Source organism: Mesorhizobium sp. B2-1-3A, from assembly GCF_006442655.1.
Classification (GTDB): domain Bacteria; phylum Pseudomonadota; class Alphaproteobacteria; order Rhizobiales; family Rhizobiaceae; genus Mesorhizobium.
In genome coordinates, this window is the sequence record NZ_VFWK01000006.1 from 563556 (window position 1) to 583667 (window position 20112).

Annotated in this window: 13 protein-coding genes; 5 read left to right on the plus strand and 8 right to left on the minus strand. The window is 62.9% G+C overall.

Annotation, left to right across the window (positions count from 1 at the left end):
• The first annotated feature begins 124 nt into the window (after nt 1–124).
• The 4 genes from FJ977_RS26865 to FJ977_RS26880 all read left to right on the plus strand — a co-directional run bounded on the left by FJ977_RS26865 (nt 125) and on the right by FJ977_RS26880 (nt 5516).
• Nucleotides 125–2674, plus strand: coding sequence for a caspase family protein (locus FJ977_RS26865; RefSeq protein ID WP_140775167.1), 2550 nt, complete (start codon nt 125–127; stop codon nt 2672–2674).
• Between the two features lie 14 nt (nt 2675–2688).
• Complete coding sequence (locus tag FJ977_RS26870) at nt 2689–3009, plus strand: hypothetical protein (RefSeq protein WP_140775168.1); 321 nt, start codon at nt 2689–2691, stop codon at nt 3007–3009.
• 163 nt (nt 3010–3172) lie between these two features.
• Nucleotides 3173–4270: an OmpA family protein gene (locus FJ977_RS26875; RefSeq protein WP_140775169.1), complete on the plus strand. Its 1098-nt coding sequence runs from the start codon at nt 3173–3175 to the stop codon at nt 4268–4270.
• A gap of 7 nt (nt 4271–4277) precedes the next feature.
• Entirely contained in the window at nt 4278–5516 is a 1239-nt protein-coding gene (locus tag FJ977_RS26880; RefSeq protein ID WP_246683345.1) for a caspase domain-containing protein, read from the plus strand.
• A gap of 44 nt (nt 5517–5560) precedes the next feature.
• On the opposite strand, the gene FJ977_RS26885 is transcribed toward FJ977_RS26880, so the two are convergent.
• A complete protein-coding gene (locus FJ977_RS26885; protein WP_181180083.1) occupies nt 5561–6139 on the minus strand; it encodes a hypothetical protein in 579 nt (192 codons plus the stop codon).
• A 189-nt stretch (nt 6140–6328) separates the two neighbouring features.
• Here FJ977_RS26885 and FJ977_RS26890 point away from each other — a divergent pair, with 189 nt between their 5' ends.
• The gene (locus FJ977_RS26890; RefSeq protein ID WP_140775171.1) at nt 6329–6865 is read left to right on the plus strand and encodes an OmpA family protein; all 537 of its coding nucleotides are present in this window, start codon (nt 6329–6331) and stop codon (nt 6863–6865) included.
• Nucleotides 6866–7054: 189 nt separating this feature from the next.
• Here FJ977_RS26890 and FJ977_RS26895 read toward each other — a convergent pair whose 3' ends face one another.
• From FJ977_RS26895 to tagH, 7 genes are all read right to left on the minus strand, one after another.
• Nucleotides 7055–9463, minus strand: a complete 2409-nt coding sequence (locus FJ977_RS26895) for a M23 family metallopeptidase (protein ID WP_140775172.1) — start codon at nt 9461–9463, stop codon at nt 7055–7057.
• On the minus strand, nt 9460–9960 hold the full coding sequence (locus FJ977_RS26900) for a DUF1036 domain-containing protein (protein WP_246683346.1): 501 nt from the start codon (nt 9958–9960) through the stop codon (nt 9460–9462). The genes FJ977_RS26895 and FJ977_RS26900 overlap by 4 nt, the downstream gene beginning before the upstream one ends.
• Before the next feature lie 12 nt (nt 9961–9972).
• Nucleotides 9973–12543 (minus strand): serine/threonine-protein kinase, encoded by a 2571-nt coding sequence (locus tag FJ977_RS26905; protein ID WP_140775173.1) that lies wholly within the window; start codon nt 12541–12543, stop codon nt 9973–9975.
• A gap of 5 nt (nt 12544–12548) precedes the next feature.
• The gene (locus tag FJ977_RS26910; protein WP_140775174.1) at nt 12549–13322 is read right to left on the minus strand and encodes a protein phosphatase 2C domain-containing protein; all 774 of its coding nucleotides are present in this window, start codon (nt 13320–13322) and stop codon (nt 12549–12551) included.
• Nucleotides 13323–13481: 159 nt separating this feature from the next.
• Nucleotides 13482–17039 carry a type VI secretion system membrane subunit TssM gene (tssM, locus tag FJ977_RS26915; protein ID WP_140775175.1) on the minus strand — a complete coding sequence of 1186 codons (3558 nt, stop codon included), beginning with the start codon at nt 17037–17039 and terminating at the stop codon, nt 13482–13484.
• 22 nt (nt 17040–17061) lie between these two features.
• Nucleotides 17062–18543 (minus strand): type VI secretion system protein TssL, long form, encoded by a 1482-nt coding sequence (gene tssL, locus FJ977_RS26920; protein WP_140775176.1) that lies wholly within the window; start codon nt 18541–18543, stop codon nt 17062–17064.
• Nucleotides 18544–18843: 300 nt separating this feature from the next.
• Nucleotides 18844–19899 (minus strand): type VI secretion system-associated FHA domain protein TagH, encoded by a 1056-nt coding sequence (gene tagH, locus FJ977_RS26925; protein ID WP_140775177.1) that lies wholly within the window; start codon nt 19897–19899, stop codon nt 18844–18846.
• Nucleotides 19900–20112 lie beyond the last annotated feature (213 nt).

The window sequence follows — 20112 nt, forward strand, 5'->3', positions numbered from 1 at the left end:
TCCGCGATGGGTTTCGGTCTTGTTTCCGTTCCTGTCGCGGCCGATTGTGAGTTCTTCAACAGATCTTGATGCCACAATCTTGGGAGCTTGTGGTCGTCAGGTCGCGGCGGTTGAGGCAGTTGCCATGCTCCGGCTTTGCGGATTGATCGCGATCTTCCTTGTCGCGGCCCTTACGAGTTTCGATGCGTCGGCCGATCGAAGGGTCGCCCTGGTGATCGGCAATTCCCAGTACCGGGAAATCCCTGCTCTCAAGAATCCCGACAAGGATGCCGAGGACGTATCCAAGACGTTTCGGCTGGCCGGCTTCGAAGTGTTCGTCGCCAAGGATCTCACAAAGTTGCAGTTCGAGGAGCAGTTCCGCAACTACCTCGCGGCGGCGGATGGGGCCGATCTGTCCGTCGTCTACTATTCCGGCCATGGCTTTCAGATCGGCGGCGAGAATTTCCTGATCCCCGTCGATGCTTCGCTGAAGAATGCGGCCGACATAGAGGTCCAGGCGGTCAAGCTGAACGATGTCCTGCAGCAATTGCGCGCGAAATCGAAGATCCAGGTGATCATCCTCGATGCCTGTCGCAACAACCCGTTTCCGCGCAAGGATTATTGGTTGAGGGACCAGCTGATCACTGCGGGCAACACCGGTCTTGCGCAGGTCAAAAGCTCGCTCAACACGCTGATTGCCTTTGCCACCGAGCCGGGAGCGGTCGCTTATGATGGAGCGGGAGACCTCAGCCCGTTTTCATCCGCATTCTCGCGTCGCGCGCTGGCGCCGAACCAGGAGATACGCACGGTCATGGCCGCGGTGCGCCGCGATGTGGTCGAAGCCACCGACGGCAAGCAGGTTCCCTGGGAAAATTCGTCGCTCATCGACGAGGTTGTCCTGATGCGCCGCGCCAGCCGGCCTTCGCTGCCGCCGGTCCTTGAAAAAGTCGTGCCCTCGGGTATCGGACCTGTTGCCCTGGACCTGCCGGAACCGGTCGATGTCGATGGCGGATCGATCACCGTCAGCATCGAAAGGCCACCCGCGCTTGGGCGCCTGCTGCTGGACGGCAAGGCGGTCGCGGTCGGCGAACAGATCGAGGGCAAGGACCTGCCGCGCCTGAAGATGGATGTACCCAAGGGCGTCGGTGCGCCCGAAGAGGTCGACATGCTGGCCTACGCCACGCATGACAATTGGGGCGGCCAGGCCCAGGGCATCATGGTGTTCCGCGTCAAGGACGGTCAGGGCGCTGAAGGCGAACAGATTGTGGCCTCGCTCGAGACGGAGCAGAAGCAGGAGGTGCTGGAGCGGGGCATCCACATCACCGGCGCCGCCGAGGCGATCGAAGACCGTGAGATCAGCGTTCCGGTCGGTGTCGGCCCGGTTCCGCTGAAGCTGGACTTCCCGACTCGGGATCCCGCGGTCAGCCTGAAACTCGCGAGCTATCCGGCAACGGGAACCCTGTCCCTGCCGGATCGTGCCCTGTCGCCAGAGTCGAGCCTGATGGCGGATGAGGTCGACCAGCTGCGCTACGAGCCCCAGATCGGTGCCGCCGGTCCTATCGAGGTCGGCTTCGAGATCCGGGCCGACAGCAGCTCCTCAAAGCCTGCCACGATGAAACTGTCGCCAAGCGTCGATCCATGCGACCAGGCCGCCGGCGAGCCTCTCGATCTGCAAGGCGTGGTTCCCGGCCTGCTGCCGAACGAAATCGGCGCCGAGGCGGTCAAGGCCTGCGAGGCGGCGGTGAAGGCCTATCCCGATGTCGCCCGCTTCCGTTACGAACTGGGCCGGGCACTGCTTGCGGCCGGCAAGGTCGAGGACGCCAAGAAAGCGATCCAGGTGGCAGCCGACAAAGGCCACGTTCGCGCCGTGTTCGAGCTCGGCTACCTCAACGCGACGGGAACGGGAATGCCCATCGACCGCAAGCAGGCCAATACCTTCTACGCGGCGGCATCCGACAAGGGCGATCCCTACGGGATGATGGCCTGGGGGCGCGCCTTGTTCAATGGCTATGAGGTCAAGCCTGATACCGGCAAGGGTCTCGACCTGCTGCTTAAAGCGGCTGCGCTTGGGCACACCTATGCCATGAACGAGTTGGCCGCGATTTTCACTGAGGGTCTCAATGGCGTGCCCGCCGATCCGGCCCGTGCCGTGGCCTTTCTGAAGGCTGGTGTGGAGCGACAGGACATGTATTCGATGAACCTGCTCGGCCGTAACTACTTGGCCGGCGTGGGCGTCGACAAGGATCCCAGGCAGGCGCAAGGGCTTTTCCAGAGGGCCATGGATCTCGGCCAACCTTACGCTCCGGCTAGCCTCGCCCGCATGTATCGCGATGGTGTTGGCGTGGGACAAAACCTCGATGAAGCGCAAAGACTGTTCGAGCTGGCCACCGCTCGCGGCGATCAATCCGGCGCATATGATCGCGCCGCGCTCGAAATGCAGAAGGGCGACAAGGCCGACCAGGCGATAGCGGTGCGTTATCTGGCCTTCGCGGTCGCACTTGATCTTCGCAAGGAACTCCCGGGCGCCCCTACCAGCCTGGCAAAATTCGGCACGAAAGCAAAAACGTTGGCGCTCAAGCAATTGCGCGGCGAACTCAAGTCGAAGATCGCGGTGAACGGCTCGCTGGACGACCAACTCGTCAAGGTGGCTAGGACGGTCTGGGAGCAAGCCAATCCGCGTCGGGATTTGTTCTAATCAGCGAGGAGGCAATGGTGGGCAGGGCAGCGAAGCAGGCATTTATCGGATTGGTTCTGACCAGCATACTGACCGGGCTCGTGGGCTGCAACTCGCTCCCACCCAAAATTGAGCCAACGCCAGAGCCAACAAAGCATCGGAAGGTCGTTCGGACGACGCCTCCGACAAAAGTAGCCAAGCGCAAGAAGGGGATCGTCAACAAGGTGAACGCCAAGAAAGTGGTAGCACCGGCAGAGGAAGCCTCTGAACCTGAAAAGCCACCTGTCATTCCGGCTCTTGGCGGCAGCGGCAGCGGCGGTAGCGGCGGTGGCTCAGCCGGAGGCCACAGCTGGTGATGAGCTTGCCGGGTTGGAGTTTGTGATGTGGCCAAGCAGAGAGACAGGAGCGCAAAGCTTCGGCATTCTTCGGACTTCAGCAACTGCTCGCCAACCAGTCGCAAGTGCTCTATGCTCCCGCTTGGTGTCGTGTCGATACGGTTGTCCTGGGCAGGGGCGTTCCATGTTCGAAGTCGTCGCATTCCGGTGGAAAACGGGGTTTGGCAACCTCACCATAAGGGCTCTTGGCCTGATCGTCGCTTTCTCCGGGCTGCTGCTGTTCGGATCGCAAGCGGGAGCCGCGCCGAACTGGACGCTCGATCCCACCGCTTCGGTGATCACCTACCAGTCGGTCAAGAAGAACACGATCGTCGAGACCAACAAGATCAGGAACATCACCGGCTCGCTTAGCTCGGCGGGTGATGCCAAGGTCACGTTCGATCTCAATTCGGTCGATACCGGTGTCGATCTGCGCAACGTTCGCATGCGCTTCCTGTTCTTCGAGACATTCAAGTACCCGACCGCCGAGCTTACGGCGAAGGTGGATCCTGCCGCATTCGCCGACCTCGCGACGAAGCGCAGGGTGAAGGCAACGCTACCATTCCGCCTCAATATGCACGGCGTCGACAAGGACCTCGAGGCCAGCGTCGTCGTCACCATGATCAGCGACACCATGGTGTCGGTTGCGTCGGAAGCTCCGGTCGCGGTCCATGTCGAGGATTTCGGCCTGTTGCCGAACATCGACAAGCTGCAGCAGGCCGCCAACGTCACCAACATCGTGCCCACCGCGTCGGTATCGTTCGATTTCGTCTTTACCGCGGATGGCAGCAAGCCGGCCGCCACCCAGGTCGCCGCGGCGAGTTCGGCCGATGTGGGTCCGGTTGCAACGGATGCCGCCAAGGCGAACTTCAGCGACGAGGAATGCCTGAACAGGTTCGCCGTGCTCTCGCGCACCGGCGCCATCTATTTCCGGCCCGCCAGTGCGCGGCTCGATGCGAAAAGCCGCCCCTTGCTGACCGAGGTTGAAGGCGTCGTCGGAAAATGCCCGAGCCTGAAGGTCGAGGTCTCCGGTTATACCGATTCAGACGGATCGCCGGAGGCGAACAAGCTGTTGTCGGAGCGCCGGGCCCAAGCGGTTGCGGATGCGTTGGTTGCCGCCGGCATCCCACGCAACCAGGTCAGTTCCGCGGGCTATGGCGAGGAGCGGCCGGTTGCCGCCAACGATACCCCCAAGAACAAGGCGCTCAATCGGCGGATCGAGTTTTCCGCTACCAAGCTTTGAGGTTGCGGTGAAGTCCGATCCGATGGCCCTTTGCGGTGGCTTCTTTCGCGCCGCCTGTCTTGCGGTGCTCGCCTTGCTGTTGACTTTGACGGGCGCCAGCGCCGAGCGCCGCGTGGCGCTTGTCCTGGGCAACGCCCAGTACCAGCACGCGGCGGCGCTCGCCAATCCGGTGCGCGACGCCCAGGCCATGGCCGAACGCTTGAAGAAGCTCGACTTCGAGGTGGTTTCCGGCTTCGATGAGACCAAATTGCAGACGCAGGCGACGATTGCCCAGTTCGCAAAACAGGTGCGTGGTGCCGACATCGCGCTCTTTTTCTACGCCGGCCACGGCTTGCAGGTTTCCGGCAAGAACTACCTGCTTCCGGTCGACGCCGCGCTGGAGGACGAGACCTCTCTCGACTTCGAGGCTGTGTCGGCTGATTTCGTTTTGCGACAGATGTCGCGGGAGACCAGCATCAGGCTGGTGTTTCTCGACGCCTGCCGCGACAATCCTCTCGCCGAGGCGCTGGCCAAGACCGCGGGCGTCAACGGCGCGAGCAGCGGCCTGGCCGAGATTCCGATCGAGAATGGAGGCGCCGGCACGCTCGTCGCTTTCGCCGCCAGCCCCAATCAACTCGCCTATGACGGGTCGGGCGAGCACTCGCCCTTCACCGCGGCGTTGCTTCAGCACATCGGCGAATCCAACGTCTCCATCACCGAGGCCATGAACAGGGTCACCAGCGACGTCTTCAAGGCAACCGCCGGCAAGCAGCGCCCCTGGATCAACGTTTCGCTGACCACGGAGGTTGTCCTGCACAAGGTCGATCTCAATGCGCCATTGATCGTTGGCGAGGCGAGCGCGCCTCAGGCGGAAAGCGGCTCCGAAGCGCGCAACACCGGCGCGGCGGCGAGCCAGGGCGATGACCAGCTTGCGCTCGATTTGCTGCGTCAGAAAATCCCCAAACTGGCGTCGGATGCCCCGATCCTTTTCGACCATCCGATCGACTTCGGCGATGCGGCGATCGACGGCAAGAGCATCGCCGAACTGATCAAGGGCAAGCCGCTGTTCAGCCCCGTGGAGGGGTTGGACAAGTCGGTCTGGGAGGGCAAGCACTGCGACGGCTGCCACGAATGGAACGAGGCCCGGCTGTGTGATCAGGCGAAGAATTTTGCCGCCAACGATGTCTCGGTGCTGCGCCTGCAACATCCGCTGGGCACACGCTTCAAGGTGGCGCTTGCCAAATGGGCGCAGGGCGGCTGCAAATAGGCAGGAAGGTGGCGGCTCCAGCCGATTCCGTCGGGATGGCGGCCCTAATAGGCATCCGCCGATTGGCGCAACGCCTCGATCTCGGCCATCTGGATGCCCATGTCGACAAATGCCGAAAGAACGGCAAACCGGTCCGTGAGGGCGACACGGGCCAGTCCGGCCAGTATTCCGGCATTGACTGCATGGGCGGCAGGAAACGGTTGCAAGGCCGCTACCTCGGTCGTGGCCATGGCCGAGCCGTTGTCACGCCATCCGGCGGCCAGAGCAATCCAGCCGACCGGCGTTGTCGGTGGTGCCGCCGCAGCTGTGCCGACAGCTGCCCGGTAACGGGGATTGTCCGGTTCACCCACCCAGTCGCGAACATGCGCAAGCAGCTCTTGATCGGTCCCATCGAACAGCTCGGTCAGGTGGCTCAGGCATTCATGCGCCCACCAGACCGCGGCCCGCTCGGGAAGCAGGTAGGCACAAAAGGTAATCGCTTCCTCGGGAACGCGCCCGGCAAGGAGGTCGCGGCAAAACGCGATCGAGTTCTGTTCGGTTGGAAGGGTTCCCATGTCCCTGGCAATGGCGGGACAAGCCATGAAAAGATCCCGTGCCGTCTTGAATCGGAGCCCATTGGCCATGACTGCCACGCTTTCATCGAGAAGCCTTGGCCACTCAAGCCTCAGGCGCGGCGCGGGTCAAGTCTGAACCTGTGACGCCGCGGGACCCGTCGGCACTATAGTGCTCCAGCGTTTATCGACAGACAATCGCCTTGCAATTTGATATCATCACGGTCGTCGAAATCGGATGCTCAAACAGGAGTAACCGCTATGCAGTGGGGCAGTACAGCCTTTGTGTTGGCGGTCGTGTTTTTCTCGACCCACGCTTCCGCCGACCCCGTTCAGAAATCAGAAGACATCGTGAAGTTTTTTGCCGGCGCGGCCGATCTTGGCAAGTCGCGCGGAATTTGTGTCGGCACCGAGGAGGAGTGCAAAAGCAAGAGCAAGGCAAAGGAAGGGCCGGCCGAAAAATCCAGCCTCGATATGCTGATCAATTTCGGATTGGATTCGGCCGCGCTCGACACCACCGCGCGCGCTGAACTCGACGAGTTCGCCAAAGCACTCAAGGACAGCAGGCTTAGCACTTTCAGCTTCGTCGTCGAAGGCTACACCGACGCCACCGGCACGGTGCATTACAACGAAGGCTTGTCGCAACGACGAGCGCAATCGGTGGCAGCCTTCCTGACGGCCAAGGGTATTGAGGCGGCCCGCATCGACGCGATCGGCATGGGCGAAAAGAACCCACGCAGCCCCAACCCGTACGATCCGGTCAACCGCCGCGTGGAAATGCGGATAAAGACGCAGTAGCGCGCACCGGTCATCGGTTGAGCGCGCCACCCACGGTCACACCGGCGCCGAAGGTCAGTGCCTTTGGCAGTAAGTCGTTGTTGCGCCGGGGTGGCGGAGGATCATCCCGGCGCACAGCCGCGGTTGCGCCACTTCTCAACGACCTGCTGGGCGTTTGTGATCTGGACCGCAATGCCATGACGGGCGGCCTCAAAGCGTATTCTCAATCGAACTTATGAGGGCGGTGACAGCCTGCTTGTATTTTTCGAACTCCGGCGATGTCTGTCGGATTTCCGTTGTCGTTGTCTGCGGGTTGGCGTCGGTGGCGACACGGCTCAGCTTTTGGCCCATTTTCCTTTCGGCCCAGTCCACCACATAGCTGGCTGTCTTGCCGGTGAGAAACGGGTTGGCCTGGATGACGGCCGATCCCAGCACGGCGCTCAGTTGCGCCGAAGCTGGCGCCGACAGCACCTGATGCGCGCCTTCCATTCCCAGGAAATGACAGAGATAGAGTCGGCCGGCGGTGATCTGGTGACCGCGTGCCCGCAGATAGGCCTCGCCTTCGCGCGCCAGATTGCGCACCATCTCACGCGAGATCGTGGCGTCGTAGCGCAGAGCGAGCAGGTCGGCGGTCGACAGCGTGCGCGCGAGTTCCGGACGATAGGTATTCATCATCCGGATCCAGGTCTTGGTTATGAACTGGCCGGCGCCGGTCGCCGAGGAGTTCGGGTTCTTGGCACGGGCGCTGCCGCCGCTTTCGACATGAACGATCCGCTCGGTCAACGTTTCAACGGCGACGTCACCAGAATTGCCGGCATCATAGGTGGCGACCGTGGTGGCGGTCCCCAGCGGATCGATCGCCTCGCCATTCTGGTAGAGCTCGAAATGCAGGTGCGGGCCGGTCGAAAGCCCGGTGGTGCCGATATAGCCAATGACGTCGCCGGCCTTCACCTTGGTGCCGGCGCCGCTCGCAATGGCGAATTTTTGCATATGCGCGTAGCGCGTCTCGCGCCCGTTCGCATGCGAGATCTTCACCAGATTGCCATAGCTGCCGCCATCGCCCTGGAAACTGATCTCGCCGTCGAAGGCCGCCTCGACCGGCGTGCCGACAGGGGCTGCCCAATCGACACCCTTGTGGATGCGAACGACGCCGAGGATCGGGTGTTTGCGCGGGCCGAAGGTCGAGGTCATGACCCCGTTCACCGGCGTGACCATGCCGTTGGCAACAGTCAGCGAGCGCACCTCGTCATTGCCCGTGACGCAGGCGAACTGGCCGTCGCTCTGCTGGAAGACGAAGCAGTCGATGGTCTTCTCACCGCCCTGGACGCCGACATACAGCACCCGCCCGGACGTCTCGTCCTTGCCGCGCGGCGTCTGCGAATAGATCAGCACCAGCCGCTGGTCCTCGCTGGCGAAGGCGTCGAGGTCCTGTCCTCGTGACAGGTACATGATCGCTTCGCCGATGACGCCGGTCGGAACCTTGTTGCGCGCGGCCGTCGAATAGATCGCGTCGAGCAGGCGGTATTGCCGCTTGGGCCCGCCTTGATCGGTACCGGAATAGTTGAACAGGTCCTCGCGCACCCAGGGGTCGACACCCGACACGAAGGCGCCCGCGGCGTTGCGTGTCAGCGTGCCGACAAAGACATTCTTGGCGTAGATCGAAACCTGCATGAGCGACATCGTGGTCGTCCCGCGGTTCGGCCGGAAACCGCGCATGGCGACGACATAACCCGGTTCCAGCCCGTCCCGGTTGAAGAGCGCCTTCAGCGCTTCGCCCGCCAGCTTGGCGTCGTCGGCGGAGAAATGTGCATCGAGCGCAACGCTGTCCAGGCTGCGGTCGTTGAGGATCTTTACGAACGTGTCTTCGGTCGCCTCGAAGCGCTGGTACTCGCTGGTCACGGTTGCGACGGTCGTATTGTTCTCGATCTGGGTCTTCGTGAAGGCGGGCAGCGCTGCCTCGCCCTGATTGACGGTCTCTCCCCAGCCGGCCTCCGGGTCGTCGGCATCCTGCTTGGGCACCGAACTGGCTGGGGGCCCGCTCGCGTCGGGTGCCGCCTGAAGGTCATTATTCAGGTCGCCCTGCTGGTCGTCCGGGGCCGCCGCGGGGGCAGGTGGAGCGGCCTGCTCAGTGGGTGCGGCAGCCGGAGATGCCGGAGCAGTCCGCCGCTGCGCCTGGAAGAACGCGAAGTCCTCCTGCGTCGACGGGATCGTCGTCATGAACTTTTCGCTGGCGCTAAGCATCACGTCGGAGAGGATCTCGATTTGCGGTGAGGCGCCGGAACTGTCGAGTTCGGCCGGGCGCGCCACCGTATGGCCCTTGCTTGCCGTGTCGGCATCGGGCGCAAGGGTGATCCACATCGGATCTCCCGCCAAGTCGATGATGGCAGGCACGTAGACGGAGGCATCGGCCGGCACATCGTCCGCACCTTCGACCGCGTGCAATTCCTCGTCTTCGTCGCCGAACGACCAATAGTCCGCGGTGAAGTAGAAACCGGCGGCGATGGACAGCAGGACCATGACGGCGAAACCGGCAATGAGCCTGCGCCAAAGCGTGCGCCTGCGCAGCGCGGCGCGCGCCTGCTTCTTCTGCTTGAAGCTGGTGTCGATACTGTGCGTCACGGACTGCTTCCGGTCAGGAAGAAGGTCCATCGCACCTGTTCCAGCGTATCGACCTCGAGAAATTGCGCCGCGATATGGCCACGCTGCCAACAGTCGTCGATGCCGCGGATTGAGAAACGCCGGCGCTCGATGCACATTTCCGTCGACCCTGTCAGGATCGCATGGCCAAACACGTCCGTTGCGTAGATGTAGATGTAGCGGTTCGTCAGTTCCTCGCGGATGACATTCACGCATTGATTTGCGCCGATGGTCCACCAGCCGTCGGTCTGGTCCGCATTGTCGACCTTCTGGCCGACCGCCAGATTGACGACGTCGAGCGTCTGGTTGCAGACCGTGAATTCGGCGCGCGCTTCGCTGGATGCCAGCACGGCCAGCAGTGCCGCTCCAGCCATGATCGCAAGCTTGATGCGGCCCGTCAGGGCGGGCACGGTTGGAGCCGGATCACGCTGCTCTATGGGCAGGCCGGCAGGGGGCAGACACGCGCGGCTGAGTTCCATCGGGCGCCCATGCTATCCGCCGAGCCGGAAATACTTGGCAGTGGCTGAAAACTGAGATCCGTCGGTTTCGATCTCCTCGAGAATTTTGGGCAGCAGCACCGAGGCTGGCGTTGGCGCGGAGAAGGCAGCCGCCTGAATATCCTGCGGGCCCGTGATCACCATTATGATCTGAGGCACGGCCTTTCCTGCGGCTTTGTCGGCGGCGCCCAGCCCAATCGGGATGCTGAAGGTAGCCTTGTCCGATTGCACGACGATGCGGTCGTCGAGGTTGAACACCATGCCCTTGTGGTCGATCAGCAGCACACTGGAAATGAGCCCGCCATGGGTCACCAGCGTGCCGCGGATCGGCGTACCGTTCGGCACCGATGTCCGGTCGAGAACAAGCTGCGGTCTGTCGGCCGCGGTCTGCCCCAGAAAGCGCAGAAAGTTGGTGACTTCGCATTGGCTCGGCTCAATGAGGCGGACGCTGATGTCCGGCTCGACATGGAATTTTGCCTGAAAAGCGCCCAGCATCTGTTCGAATGGCTGGACAGCCGTGCCAAATCCTTCGATCGCGGGGGCCTTGTCGGCCGACGATGTCATGGTCGCATAGAAACAGTCGCCGCCGCTGAAGTCGCGAACCCAGGAGACTCGTTGCGCGCTGTCGTCGACGGCCGGGGGGATCGCGGGTTTGGGCACGTTCAACGCGACGACAGCTTGGTCCGGCTGTTTGGTTGGCGGCAACGAGGTGTTTTGGCCCTCGGGGTTCGCGGCGTCTGTCTGGCTCACGATGGGTTTGGGTGCCGGCACGACCGCCTTGGGTGCTTCCGGCTGGCTGATCTGTGACTCGGGCTTTTGGATCTGCACGGCCTCTGGCTGGGCCGGCGGCGGCGCTGCGACCTTTTCGGTTGGCGGCGTTGGAGCTGTCGTCTCGGATGCTGGGGCCGACATTTGGCTGTTGCTGGCCATCGTATCCGGCTGGATTGCCGGCGATGTCTCTGGCTGCGCGTTCGTTGCCGAAGGCTCCAGGGGCTTCGCTGCTTGCGGGGCTGTGGGCTTCGCCGGCTCCGGCGCTTGCACCGGCTTGGCATCTGTCTGGTTTTCGGCCGACGGCGTGCTCGCTTCTGTTTGCGGTTGCGCCGCCATTGCCGGCGGCTTCGGCGGGGCCTCGGCCGGCGAGGGCGCTTCCGCGGGCTTGGCCGGCTGTGGCTTCTGAGGCCCCTCCGCCGCCGGCTGATTTTCAGCCGGCGCTACGCTGGCTTGCGGCTGCGCGGGCGGAACCGGCTTTGCCGGTTCCGGGGCGTTCGCGATCTTGTCGGCCGGGAGCGGCTTTGCCGTTTCCGCGGCAGGCTTTGACGGCTCTGGCGCGGAAAGCGACGTCTTGCTCGCAGTCGGTGGCGCGGGCGTCATGAAGCCGCCCAGGTAAAGGCCGGCGCCTGAGGCGACAGCCAGCGTCGCCAGGGCGGCGATCGCGACGGTGCGGGTCCTTGCGGGTTTCCCGGGAGCGTTGCGGGCGGCCGCATGTGGCGGGCTGGGGTTCGCCCGAGGCTGCGGTTCGGACAAAAGCGCGGGCCGGACATGCGGGACGAAGGGCTGCGCGCCCGCGCCCACTGCCGCCGGCGCAATGTGTCCCGGGACGTTGGACGGCTGGGACTGCGCCTTGGGATCGGGAGCAAGGGTCTGCCCGGCTCTGGGCAAGCCGGGCCGGTCGCGGGGGGTGATCGACGTCGGCGGCGTTGTTCCTTCGTCTTCGTCGCGCGTCATCCTGGCGATATCCGCCATGCTGACCGGCCGGTCCTGCGGATCCGGTTGCAGCATGGCTTCGACAATGCCGCGAAAATCCTCGTCGATGTCGGAGAGGTCGGGCACCGTCCGGCGCTTTTCGATGATCTCGAACTGTGATCCGCTCATGTCGATCGGCTTGCCGCGCAGGGCGGCGGCCAGCACCAGCCCAAGGCTGTAGATGTCGGACTGTTCACGGACGTCGCCGCTGTAAAGGCCGAGTTGTTCGGGTGAAACGTAGTTGTACTTTCCTGCGAACTTTCCGCCGATCAGCGTCTCACCGCCCACGGTCGCCGACCGCGCAATGCCGAAATCGATGATCTTTGCGCGGTCGACGCGGCCTCCCGGCAGGATGATGTTGTCGGGTGAAAGGTCGCGATGGATCGCGCCCGCCTGATGCACGGCGCTCAGGCCGGATGCGAGGCGATGGCAGAGCTTGCGCACCTCTTCCGTCGGCATCGGCCCGCGTCGCATGATGTCGAACAGCGACTCGCCGTCGACGAATTCCATGGCAAGGTAGGGACGGCCGATCCCGGGATCGATGGTGAAGACGTGGTATCGCACGACCGCGTCATGCGACAAATGGTTAAGGATCGAGGCCTCCTTGCGGAACAAGGACAGGATCGTCTGGTCGCGGGCAAACTCGGGCAGGACGATCTTGATCGCGACGTGGTCTCCGGTCTGGATGTTGTGGCCACGGTAGACCTCGCCCATGCCGCCGAATGCGATCCGCTCGTCAAGTTCGTAGATGCCGCTGAGCTGCGTGCCTACGGCGGTGTTGGCCACCTGCGGCGATATTCGCGTCTTATCGTCGGCGCTCATCAGCCTCAGCCCTCCGCTCTCGACAGATCAGCGCGCAGCGATTGTCCATTGCGCCCGTTTCCGATCTTCACCAGCACAATGGTGACATTGTCCGTTCCGCCCCGCGCCAGCACCGTTTCCAAGAGATTTTCGCAGGCCGCCTGCGGCGTTGCCGACACCACCGCTGCCTCGATCTCCGCGTCGGTGACATGCGCTGTCAGCCCATCGGTGCTCAGCACGAAAATGTCCCCCGGCATCAGTTCGCCTTGCTGGAAGTCGATGATGAAGTCATCGCTGACGCCGACCGCATGCGTGATGACATTGCGGCGTGGCCAGGTGAGCGCCTCGGCTGCACTGATCATGCCTCGGTCCAGCAGTTCCTGCACTTCGGTGTGGTCCTTCGAAATCTGCGAGATCGAGGCGTTGCGGATCAGGTAGATCCGGCTGTCGCCCGCCCACAGACAGGCAAAGCGTCCGTCCATCGCCAACAGGGCGGCGACCGTGGAGCCGATGGTGATGCCGCGCGATTCCGATATCCTGCGGATCTCGGCATTGGCCCTGCTCAGCCTGTCTTCGAAGCGCGCCCGCAGATCCGGAGCGGAGCTTGCGATGCCGATCGTGGCCAGATGGTCGACAATGCTGGCCGAGGCAACCTCTCCGGCATCATGTCCACCCATCCCGTCGGCCACCACCCAAAGCCCGGTTCGTGGCTCGAGCAGATAATTGTCTTCGTTGACCTCGCGGACACAGCCTTTATGGCTCACGCCGAAGCTGTCAAAGGGAAGGGCGACATTGCTCAACTTGCCACCAAACGCTTCTTGCGCGTCCTCTGCGGCGCACTCGTGGGCGCTCGCTCTCGACACTTTGCCACAGGCTTGACCATTAAAGTATAGAAATTAAGGTCCGGGCGCGTGGGGCTCATACAGCGTATCAACGCATTGAAAGGCTCGAAGCTCATCTCAAAACGCTTTCGGACAGCTGAATCCCGAAAGTGCGGGAAGGAAGAAGGGGGTGGGGCCGGAGCCAGTCTGGATCGTATAGGTGACGTCACGCCCGCCGATCACGAAGCGGGCTTCGACATTGGGGTCGTTGCCGGTGATGGTCGCCTTGTCCAGCAGGCGTTTCAGCGCCCACGGACCTTCGAACTTGATGGCGGATTCGCGGCCTGGCATCTCCGGCGTCAGGCTCAGGCTGGCGGATCCGGAAGCCGTGCCGCTCGGCCAGGTGACGGTGCTCGGCGTATTGCCCGCCTGGTTGCTCTGGACTGTCTGGCCATCGACATCGAGCACCGCCGCGTCGGCGTCGCCATGCAGTGAGAACGGCGTGAAGGTGATGCTGACCGAGGGCACCGAACCGCCCTGGGGAAAAAAGGCGCTGCGGATTTCGGCCGCCAGCTGGAAGTTCTTCAGCGTCGACTTCGACAGGTCGCGCCCGAAGCGCGCATCCTGCTTCCAGCTCCACTCCTGGCCCGTCATGTCGATCAGCGATGCGAGATTCTGGGCGAAGAACCGGTCCATCAGCCCGCCGGGGGCGAACAGCTTCGCGAAATCCGCCATTGCCATGTCCTCGGAGCCATTGCCGGAGAAAGGGTAACGGCCGTTGACGGCCGCCTCGCAGGGCGCCGTGACCGACTGATCGAGCATCTGGTTCAAATTCGCCACCGAGGTCTCGGTGACATTGCCTTCAAACTCGTCCGCCGTCGCATTGACCATTCTAGCGAGTTGCTTGGGCAGGCGTGAGACATTGGCGCGAAGAGTGGCTATCTGGAGCTGCAGGTTTGCGTTAACGCGTTCCGTCTGGGAGGGAACGTCGGTCGCCAGTTGCAGGCTCTGGTAGATATCGCGGAAATTCTGGGTCAAGGCATCGATCGGGCGGTGTCCGGCAGGACCGCCCACCAGGGTCTGGAACGATCTGAACTGCGCTTCGACGTTGGCCCCGGGATTCTGGTTTTGCGCGTTTGCGGATCCTGTGCCGGCACGGCTTTGCGATTTTCCGGTGGCAATTTGTATGCCGATGCGAGCCAGGCCCCTGGCCATGTTTACGGCCTCTTGTGACTGGCCTTGAACCGTGCCGGCTTCGGCACCTGAGTCCTTGCCGGAAACAGCGCCCCGCGTCAGTGCCGTTTCGTCGGCGATCGCGGTAAACAGCTGTTCGATCGGCGAGGATGGCGAGGCGACGGCGGAAAGCGCGATATAATGCGGCTTGTCCTTCAGCATCGCCTTGAATTTCAACCCGTCGAGAACGCCGTTCCACGCGGCTGCGAACTCCTTCCCGTAACGATCGAGAAGTTCGGGGCCGAGCTTGAGCAGGTCCTGGTCGATGCCGCCTTGCTCGCCGCCGCCGCCGAGCACCCACTGGTCGTCGACGAGCATCTGCGCAATGTGCGAGAGCTGTCCGAGATAGAAGTGATTGAAGCCGGCCCAGGTGTAGAGGCCGGGCACGCGAAGGCCTGACAGGTCGCTGCCATCGACACGTTCGAACAATAGCTGCGCTTCCGGTCCGCCTTTCACGGAAACGGAAAAATCGTCCAGCGCCGCCGAATACACCGCCGACTTGATCAACGCGGAGGCGCGGTCGGCAAGGCTCATGCGTCCGAGCGAACGCTGGGCGGCCTCGATGAGGGGCTGGTTGAGTTCGAAAACCGGATCATAGGCGTCGTCCAGGGCAAGCATGGCGCGCAGGTGCTTTTCGAGTTGCTCGCGTCCCGCGCGGTTGTTTTCGCCTGGATACCGGTTTTGCTCCCAATCCTGCTTCATCCAGGAAACGATCAGCGCGTCGTCGACCTTCGGTGCCTTGCCGCCGAGCATCAGATAGATCTTCAACGGCTCGTAAAGTGCGGCGGGGTCGGCCATCTTGGCCTGGATCGTCCGCTCGGCCTGGATCAGCAAACGCGACCGCAACATGCGTTCCAGCGCTTGCCGGTAAGCCGTCCTGGACGCCGAAAGAAGTCTCTCCCGTTGGCTGAGGCCGAAGGTCTCCTCGATCGGTGTCGACACGTCGCCGGTTTCGAACCCGGCCGGCAGATCGCGCAACTGGTCGAGCGGGCCAATGACGTTTTCGAGGTCGACGTCGGTGACCTCGGTACTTTTGAGCAGCGTGTCCGCCGTCGCGCGATACTGGCCCATGGCCTGCGTTGTGGAGGCGATCAGTGATCTGTTGGCCGTGAAGCTCAGGGCCAAGGTGCCGAGGGCCGCCGCGGCGATCAACGCGATGGCGCAAAGTCCTGCAAATCTGGCGATCGCCGCACGCCTTACAGCCGATTTGTCGTAGGAGACCCATCCGGATTCAGCGAAAATGACGCCCGTCAGCAGATCATGCAAGAAGAAGCTTTTGCCGGTTCCCGAAAGATGGGCGCGGGAATTGCCGCCGAAGCTGCGGCCGATCGCGCCCAACACCTGATCGATTGGCGTTCCCTCTTGCGTGCCTGACGAGAAATAGAGGCCACGCAGGCTGACATTCACCTGGCTGCGGGCCGGATCGAACAAGCCGGCGACAAAACGCGTAATTCGGCTCTTCAGCGCACCAAACTGCGCCGGAAAACCAAAGGCGGATATGCGCGCGACTGGATCGACCTCTTCCTGAAGGCGGTCGGGCATCTCCTCGACCAGGCGTCTTGCCAGCGCATCGAATTCGGCCGGGGCCTCGGCCGCCATGTTCTTGTTGCGATCCGTGGTTTGGAATGTCGCGCCCCAGACCTTGCGCCGGCGGGGCTCGTCGAAAGCGCCGAAGTAATCCATGAACCCGGAAACAAGATCGGCCTTGGTGAACAGCAGATACACTGGAAACTGGATCTTCAGCGTCTCGTGGATTTCCCGCAGCCGGCTGCGTATCTCCACGACGTGAGCATCAAGCTGCTGATCGTCGAGGCCGATGAGATCAGCGAGGCTGATCGCCAGGATGACGCCGTTTATCGGCTGCCGCGTGCGGTACTGCTTGAGCAGCGACAGGAAGGCGAGCCAGCTCTTCTTGTCGCTCTCGGCATTGGAATCCTGCGTCGTGTAGCGTCCGGCGGTGTCGATCAGCACGGCCTCGTCGGTAAACCACCAGTCGCAGGCACGTGTTCCGCCGACACCGGCGACCGGCTGGGCATCACCCGAACCTGCCAGCGGAAAATTCAGACCCGAATTGACCAGTGCCGTTGTCTTGCCCGCACCGGGCGGGCCGATGATGATATACCAGGGGATCTCATAGAGGAAATTGCGCTTGCCGCTCGACCGTTTGAGCGCGGCGATCGCTTCGTTCATGCGCGCCTCGAGCACCTGTGAGTCGTCATCCCTGTCGTCATTGCGGGCAACGGCGGTCTCCAGCGCCTTTTGTGCCTTGCGCATCCGCCAGAAACGCAATCCATAGAAGAGCGCCACGGCCGCCACGATCACACCGATGATTGCCGCGCGCAGCCAGGCAGGCCCAAGAGGACGGCTATCGGCGAAGCGGATCAAAGGTCCGGCAAACCACACTGCCGCCGAAAAACCGGCCAGCGCGATCACGCTGAATATCCGCAGCAGCCAACGCGTCATCGGCGCATCCAACCGGCCCTGCTCACAATGTCTCCTCCTTGGCGATCATCACATCGACACGGCGGTTCTTGGCGCGGCCTTCCGGTGTTGCATTGTCGGCGATCGGCTCGTCCTCGCCCTTGCCGTCGACCGTCAGTCGCGAAGGATCGCTCAACTTCTGCGCCATCATGGTTTCGACGGCCTTCGCCCGGGCGACGGAAAGATCGAAGTTGGACTTGAACGGGCTCGATTTTCGCGGCTTCACATTGTCGGTATGGCCGACAATCCTGATTGGTCCGCGCTCGGGTTCCAGGGCGGCTGCGATGTCGGCGGCTATCGGCTGGAACTCCGGCTTCGCGTCGGCTCTGCCGGACTGGAACACCAGGAGATTGTTGATTTCCACGACGATGAAGTCGCCCTTCGTCCCGACGGTCAACCCGCCGGCTCCGACATCCTTGGCCAGTGCCGAGCGGATGCGATCGATCTGCGTGGTCGTGGCTGCCGGAGGGGTGGCTTTCTCCAGCTCGGCCAAAGGCGCCACGCTGGCGCGCTCGATGGCGATCGGTGTCGACGGGTTGAGGGCCAGCAATTCACCAGCGGTGGCGTCGCCTTCATTGGTGATGACGATCCGCAACGCGAAGAATGCCGCCGTCAGCAGCGCCGCTGCCGCTGCCGCAACGGCCCAGAGCGGCAGGCGCGTCGAAGACTGCGTCATCGTCGCCGCCAGGCCCTGCCAGCGAGGCGAGATGTCTTCGTCGGCGCGGGGCCTGAAATAGCGAAGTGTTTCGTAGACGTCGCGCCGGACGCGTTCGAGATTGGTGTCCTCGCGTGTCAGGCCGCGATATTGGCCCTCGTACCCCAGCGACAGGCACACATGCATCAGTTCGAGCAGATCGTAGTGCGCCTCCGGGCTGGCCAAGACTTTATTCAGCGCTTCGAAAAAGCCCGTGCCGTTGGGCTCGACGTGGAAGAACCGCGACAGCATGCTGTGCCGCGCCCAGGCGTCTTTCGATGGCCACGGCAGGTTGCCGATGAGATCGTCGGCGGTTTCGCACAGGACAAATTTCGCAATCCGCGCATCCTCTTCGGCAACGCCTGCTTTCTCCAGTGCGCTGTCGAACTTGTCGATCGCCTCGGTGACGTGTTCCGCCAACGGCTCCGCTTGTCTCTCGACCGGGATAAGCCTGAGCTGGCCGAACAGCATCAGCAACGGTGCGGCCGCGGCAAGGATCTGATTTGCCGCGGCATATCGGACACTGTCCGTGACATTGAGCAGGGTCTCCTGCGGCAGGGCCGGAGCCGGCGCGTCCGCGGAAGGTGTTCCTTGATAAATCACGGTTCCGGATGTCCAACCGGGCGGTGTATGCCGGCCGACGCCGGGATCGAACACGGTCGAGTCCTTGACCTGCGAGGGCTGTCCGCCATCCGCGACGGGAGGGCTCGGTGCCGGTTTTCGCTCACGCCGTGGCGTGGCGCGAATGACGGTCTTGCCCGCCGGGCCGAAAGGATCGTCCTTCGAGCTCATCGCCGATCGTCCGTTCGCGCCAGGCACCCGCGCTCTTGCCGGACAGGCGCAGAGCCTTTCGCGGTCAGGTAAAGCAACGCCGGGCCCTGCGGGGCAGGGCAGTGTCTTGAGGACGGTCGGCTATATCTCGCTATCCCGCCGTAAGTTGACATTTGCCGCAGACCCCCAGGTCGATGAGCCTTACCCGCTTGGCGAATTGTCGTATGCGATCGTAGTCTCAGAAACTCCCGATTGGAACCGGATGCCGCGCACCGAAGAGGTATCTTCGTTGGCTGTGGCGCCACGGCTCCCCTGAAGCGCCTATTTCTGCTTGTCGGCCTTGGCATAGGCTTCGCTGAAATAGGCCAGGAATATGTCCAGCATGCCGTTCTCGTGTGCTTCCTCCATGGTTCGCCAGGTCGCGACAAAAGCGTCCCAGGCCTGGCTCTTTTTCGACGAGAACGACGTCGGCGGAAGCTTTCTTCCGATCGCTTCAGGAGACAGGTCGTCGAGCAGCCGCGACAGTGCCGCTTGCATGGCGGCATAGGTGGCGAATTCGTGCGTCTTGAGATCGCGGAACGCATCCTCGATGCTGCGCCTGGCATCGAGATAGCCGGCACGGCGCCGTGCGAACATGATTTCGAGGATGTCGTCGGTTCCCGGAACGAACTTCAGGGGATTGTTGTCGGCGGCGCTGATCATCGTTCGTTGTGTGCTCTTGGCCAGCATTTTCGCGGCCGCGCGGGCTTTCAGCAGCAAGGTCAGTTCCTCGACCACCGTCCGCAGCACCGCGCCGATTTCGGCGGCAACCTCATGCGGGTCGCGCGATTGCAGCAATTCCGGCGAGATACCGGCGGCGATCGCGATTTCCCGCAGCACCTCGTCTCGTGTCGAGGGAAGCGACGAGGGTTGCGACGAGAATGCCGGAGCCGTAACCTGTTGCCCGGACCGTTGCTCCGCAGGATCGAAGAAGGGTCCATCTCCGAATTCCAGCGACCGATTTGTCGCGGCCGGCATTTCTCGCTGCGTCGGGCTGCGGCTGGGATGACCTGTCGCGGCGCGCTCCTCGTCGATCGACACGAAGATGACATAACGGCCGATCAGCATCCGGTCGCCATGGCCCAGCCGGTGTGGGCCGGCCATGCGCTGGCTTGATCCGTTGACGTAGGTTCCATTGCGCGAGACATCGTGCAGCCAGAACGCGCCTGCCTCGTATCGAACCTCGCAATGCCGGCCCGAGATGAACTTGTCGGGGTCCGACAAGGTCCAGTCGCAAGCATCGCGTCCGATTTCGAAGCTGCGATCGCGCGCCGCGTAGCCGGTCGAGATGCCGGCGGGCAAGGCGTCGACATTGTTGATTTGCAGACTGATATACATCCAGGATCGCCGTCGAACGCTGACCGATACTCCACATTCTAGCAGTTTGCACATACAACAGGACAGCAGTGTTTCGAGCCGTTGCATCGACAGGGCAAGGTTTAGCCGCCGTGTGTCCTCTTTGGTTGGCAGGACAATATGTGGTAGGCTCAACATGGCCTGGTGCGGCGGGTCCTAAAAGGTTCCTCAGCAGATGGAACTTCAAATCCACCG

Excerpts from the sequence above, each read along its gene's own strand:
- FJ977_RS26865 (WP_140775167.1), top strand. The coding sequence starts at position 125 with ATGCTCCGGCTTTGCGGATTGATCGCGATCTTCCTTGTCGCGGCCCTT.
- FJ977_RS26870 (WP_140775168.1), top strand. The coding sequence starts at position 2,689 with ATGGTGGGCAGGGCAGCGAAGCAGGCATTTATCGGATTGGTTCTGACC.
- FJ977_RS26875 (WP_140775169.1), top strand. The coding sequence starts at position 3,173 with ATGTTCGAAGTCGTCGCATTCCGGTGGAAAACGGGGTTTGGCAACCTC.
- FJ977_RS26885 (WP_181180083.1), bottom strand. The coding sequence starts at position 6,139 with ATGGCCAATGGGCTCCGATTCAAGACGGCACGGGATCTTTTCATGGCT.
- FJ977_RS26890 (WP_140775171.1), top strand. The coding sequence starts at position 6,329 with ATGCAGTGGGGCAGTACAGCCTTTGTGTTGGCGGTCGTGTTTTTCTCG.
- FJ977_RS26900 (WP_246683346.1), bottom strand. The coding sequence starts at position 9,960 with ATGGAACTCAGCCGCGCGTGTCTGCCCCCTGCCGGCCTGCCCATAGAG.
- FJ977_RS26905 (WP_140775173.1), bottom strand. The coding sequence starts at position 12,543 with ATGAGCGCCGACGATAAGACGCGAATATCGCCGCAGGTGGCCAACACC.
- tssM (WP_140775175.1), bottom strand. The coding sequence starts at position 17,039 with ATGACGCGTTGGCTGCTGCGGATATTCAGCGTGATCGCGCTGGCCGGT.
- tssL (WP_140775176.1), bottom strand. The coding sequence starts at position 18,543 with ATGAGCTCGAAGGACGATCCTTTCGGCCCGGCGGGCAAGACCGTCATT.
- tagH (WP_140775177.1), bottom strand. The coding sequence starts at position 19,899 with ATGTATATCAGTCTGCAAATCAACAATGTCGACGCCTTGCCCGCCGGC.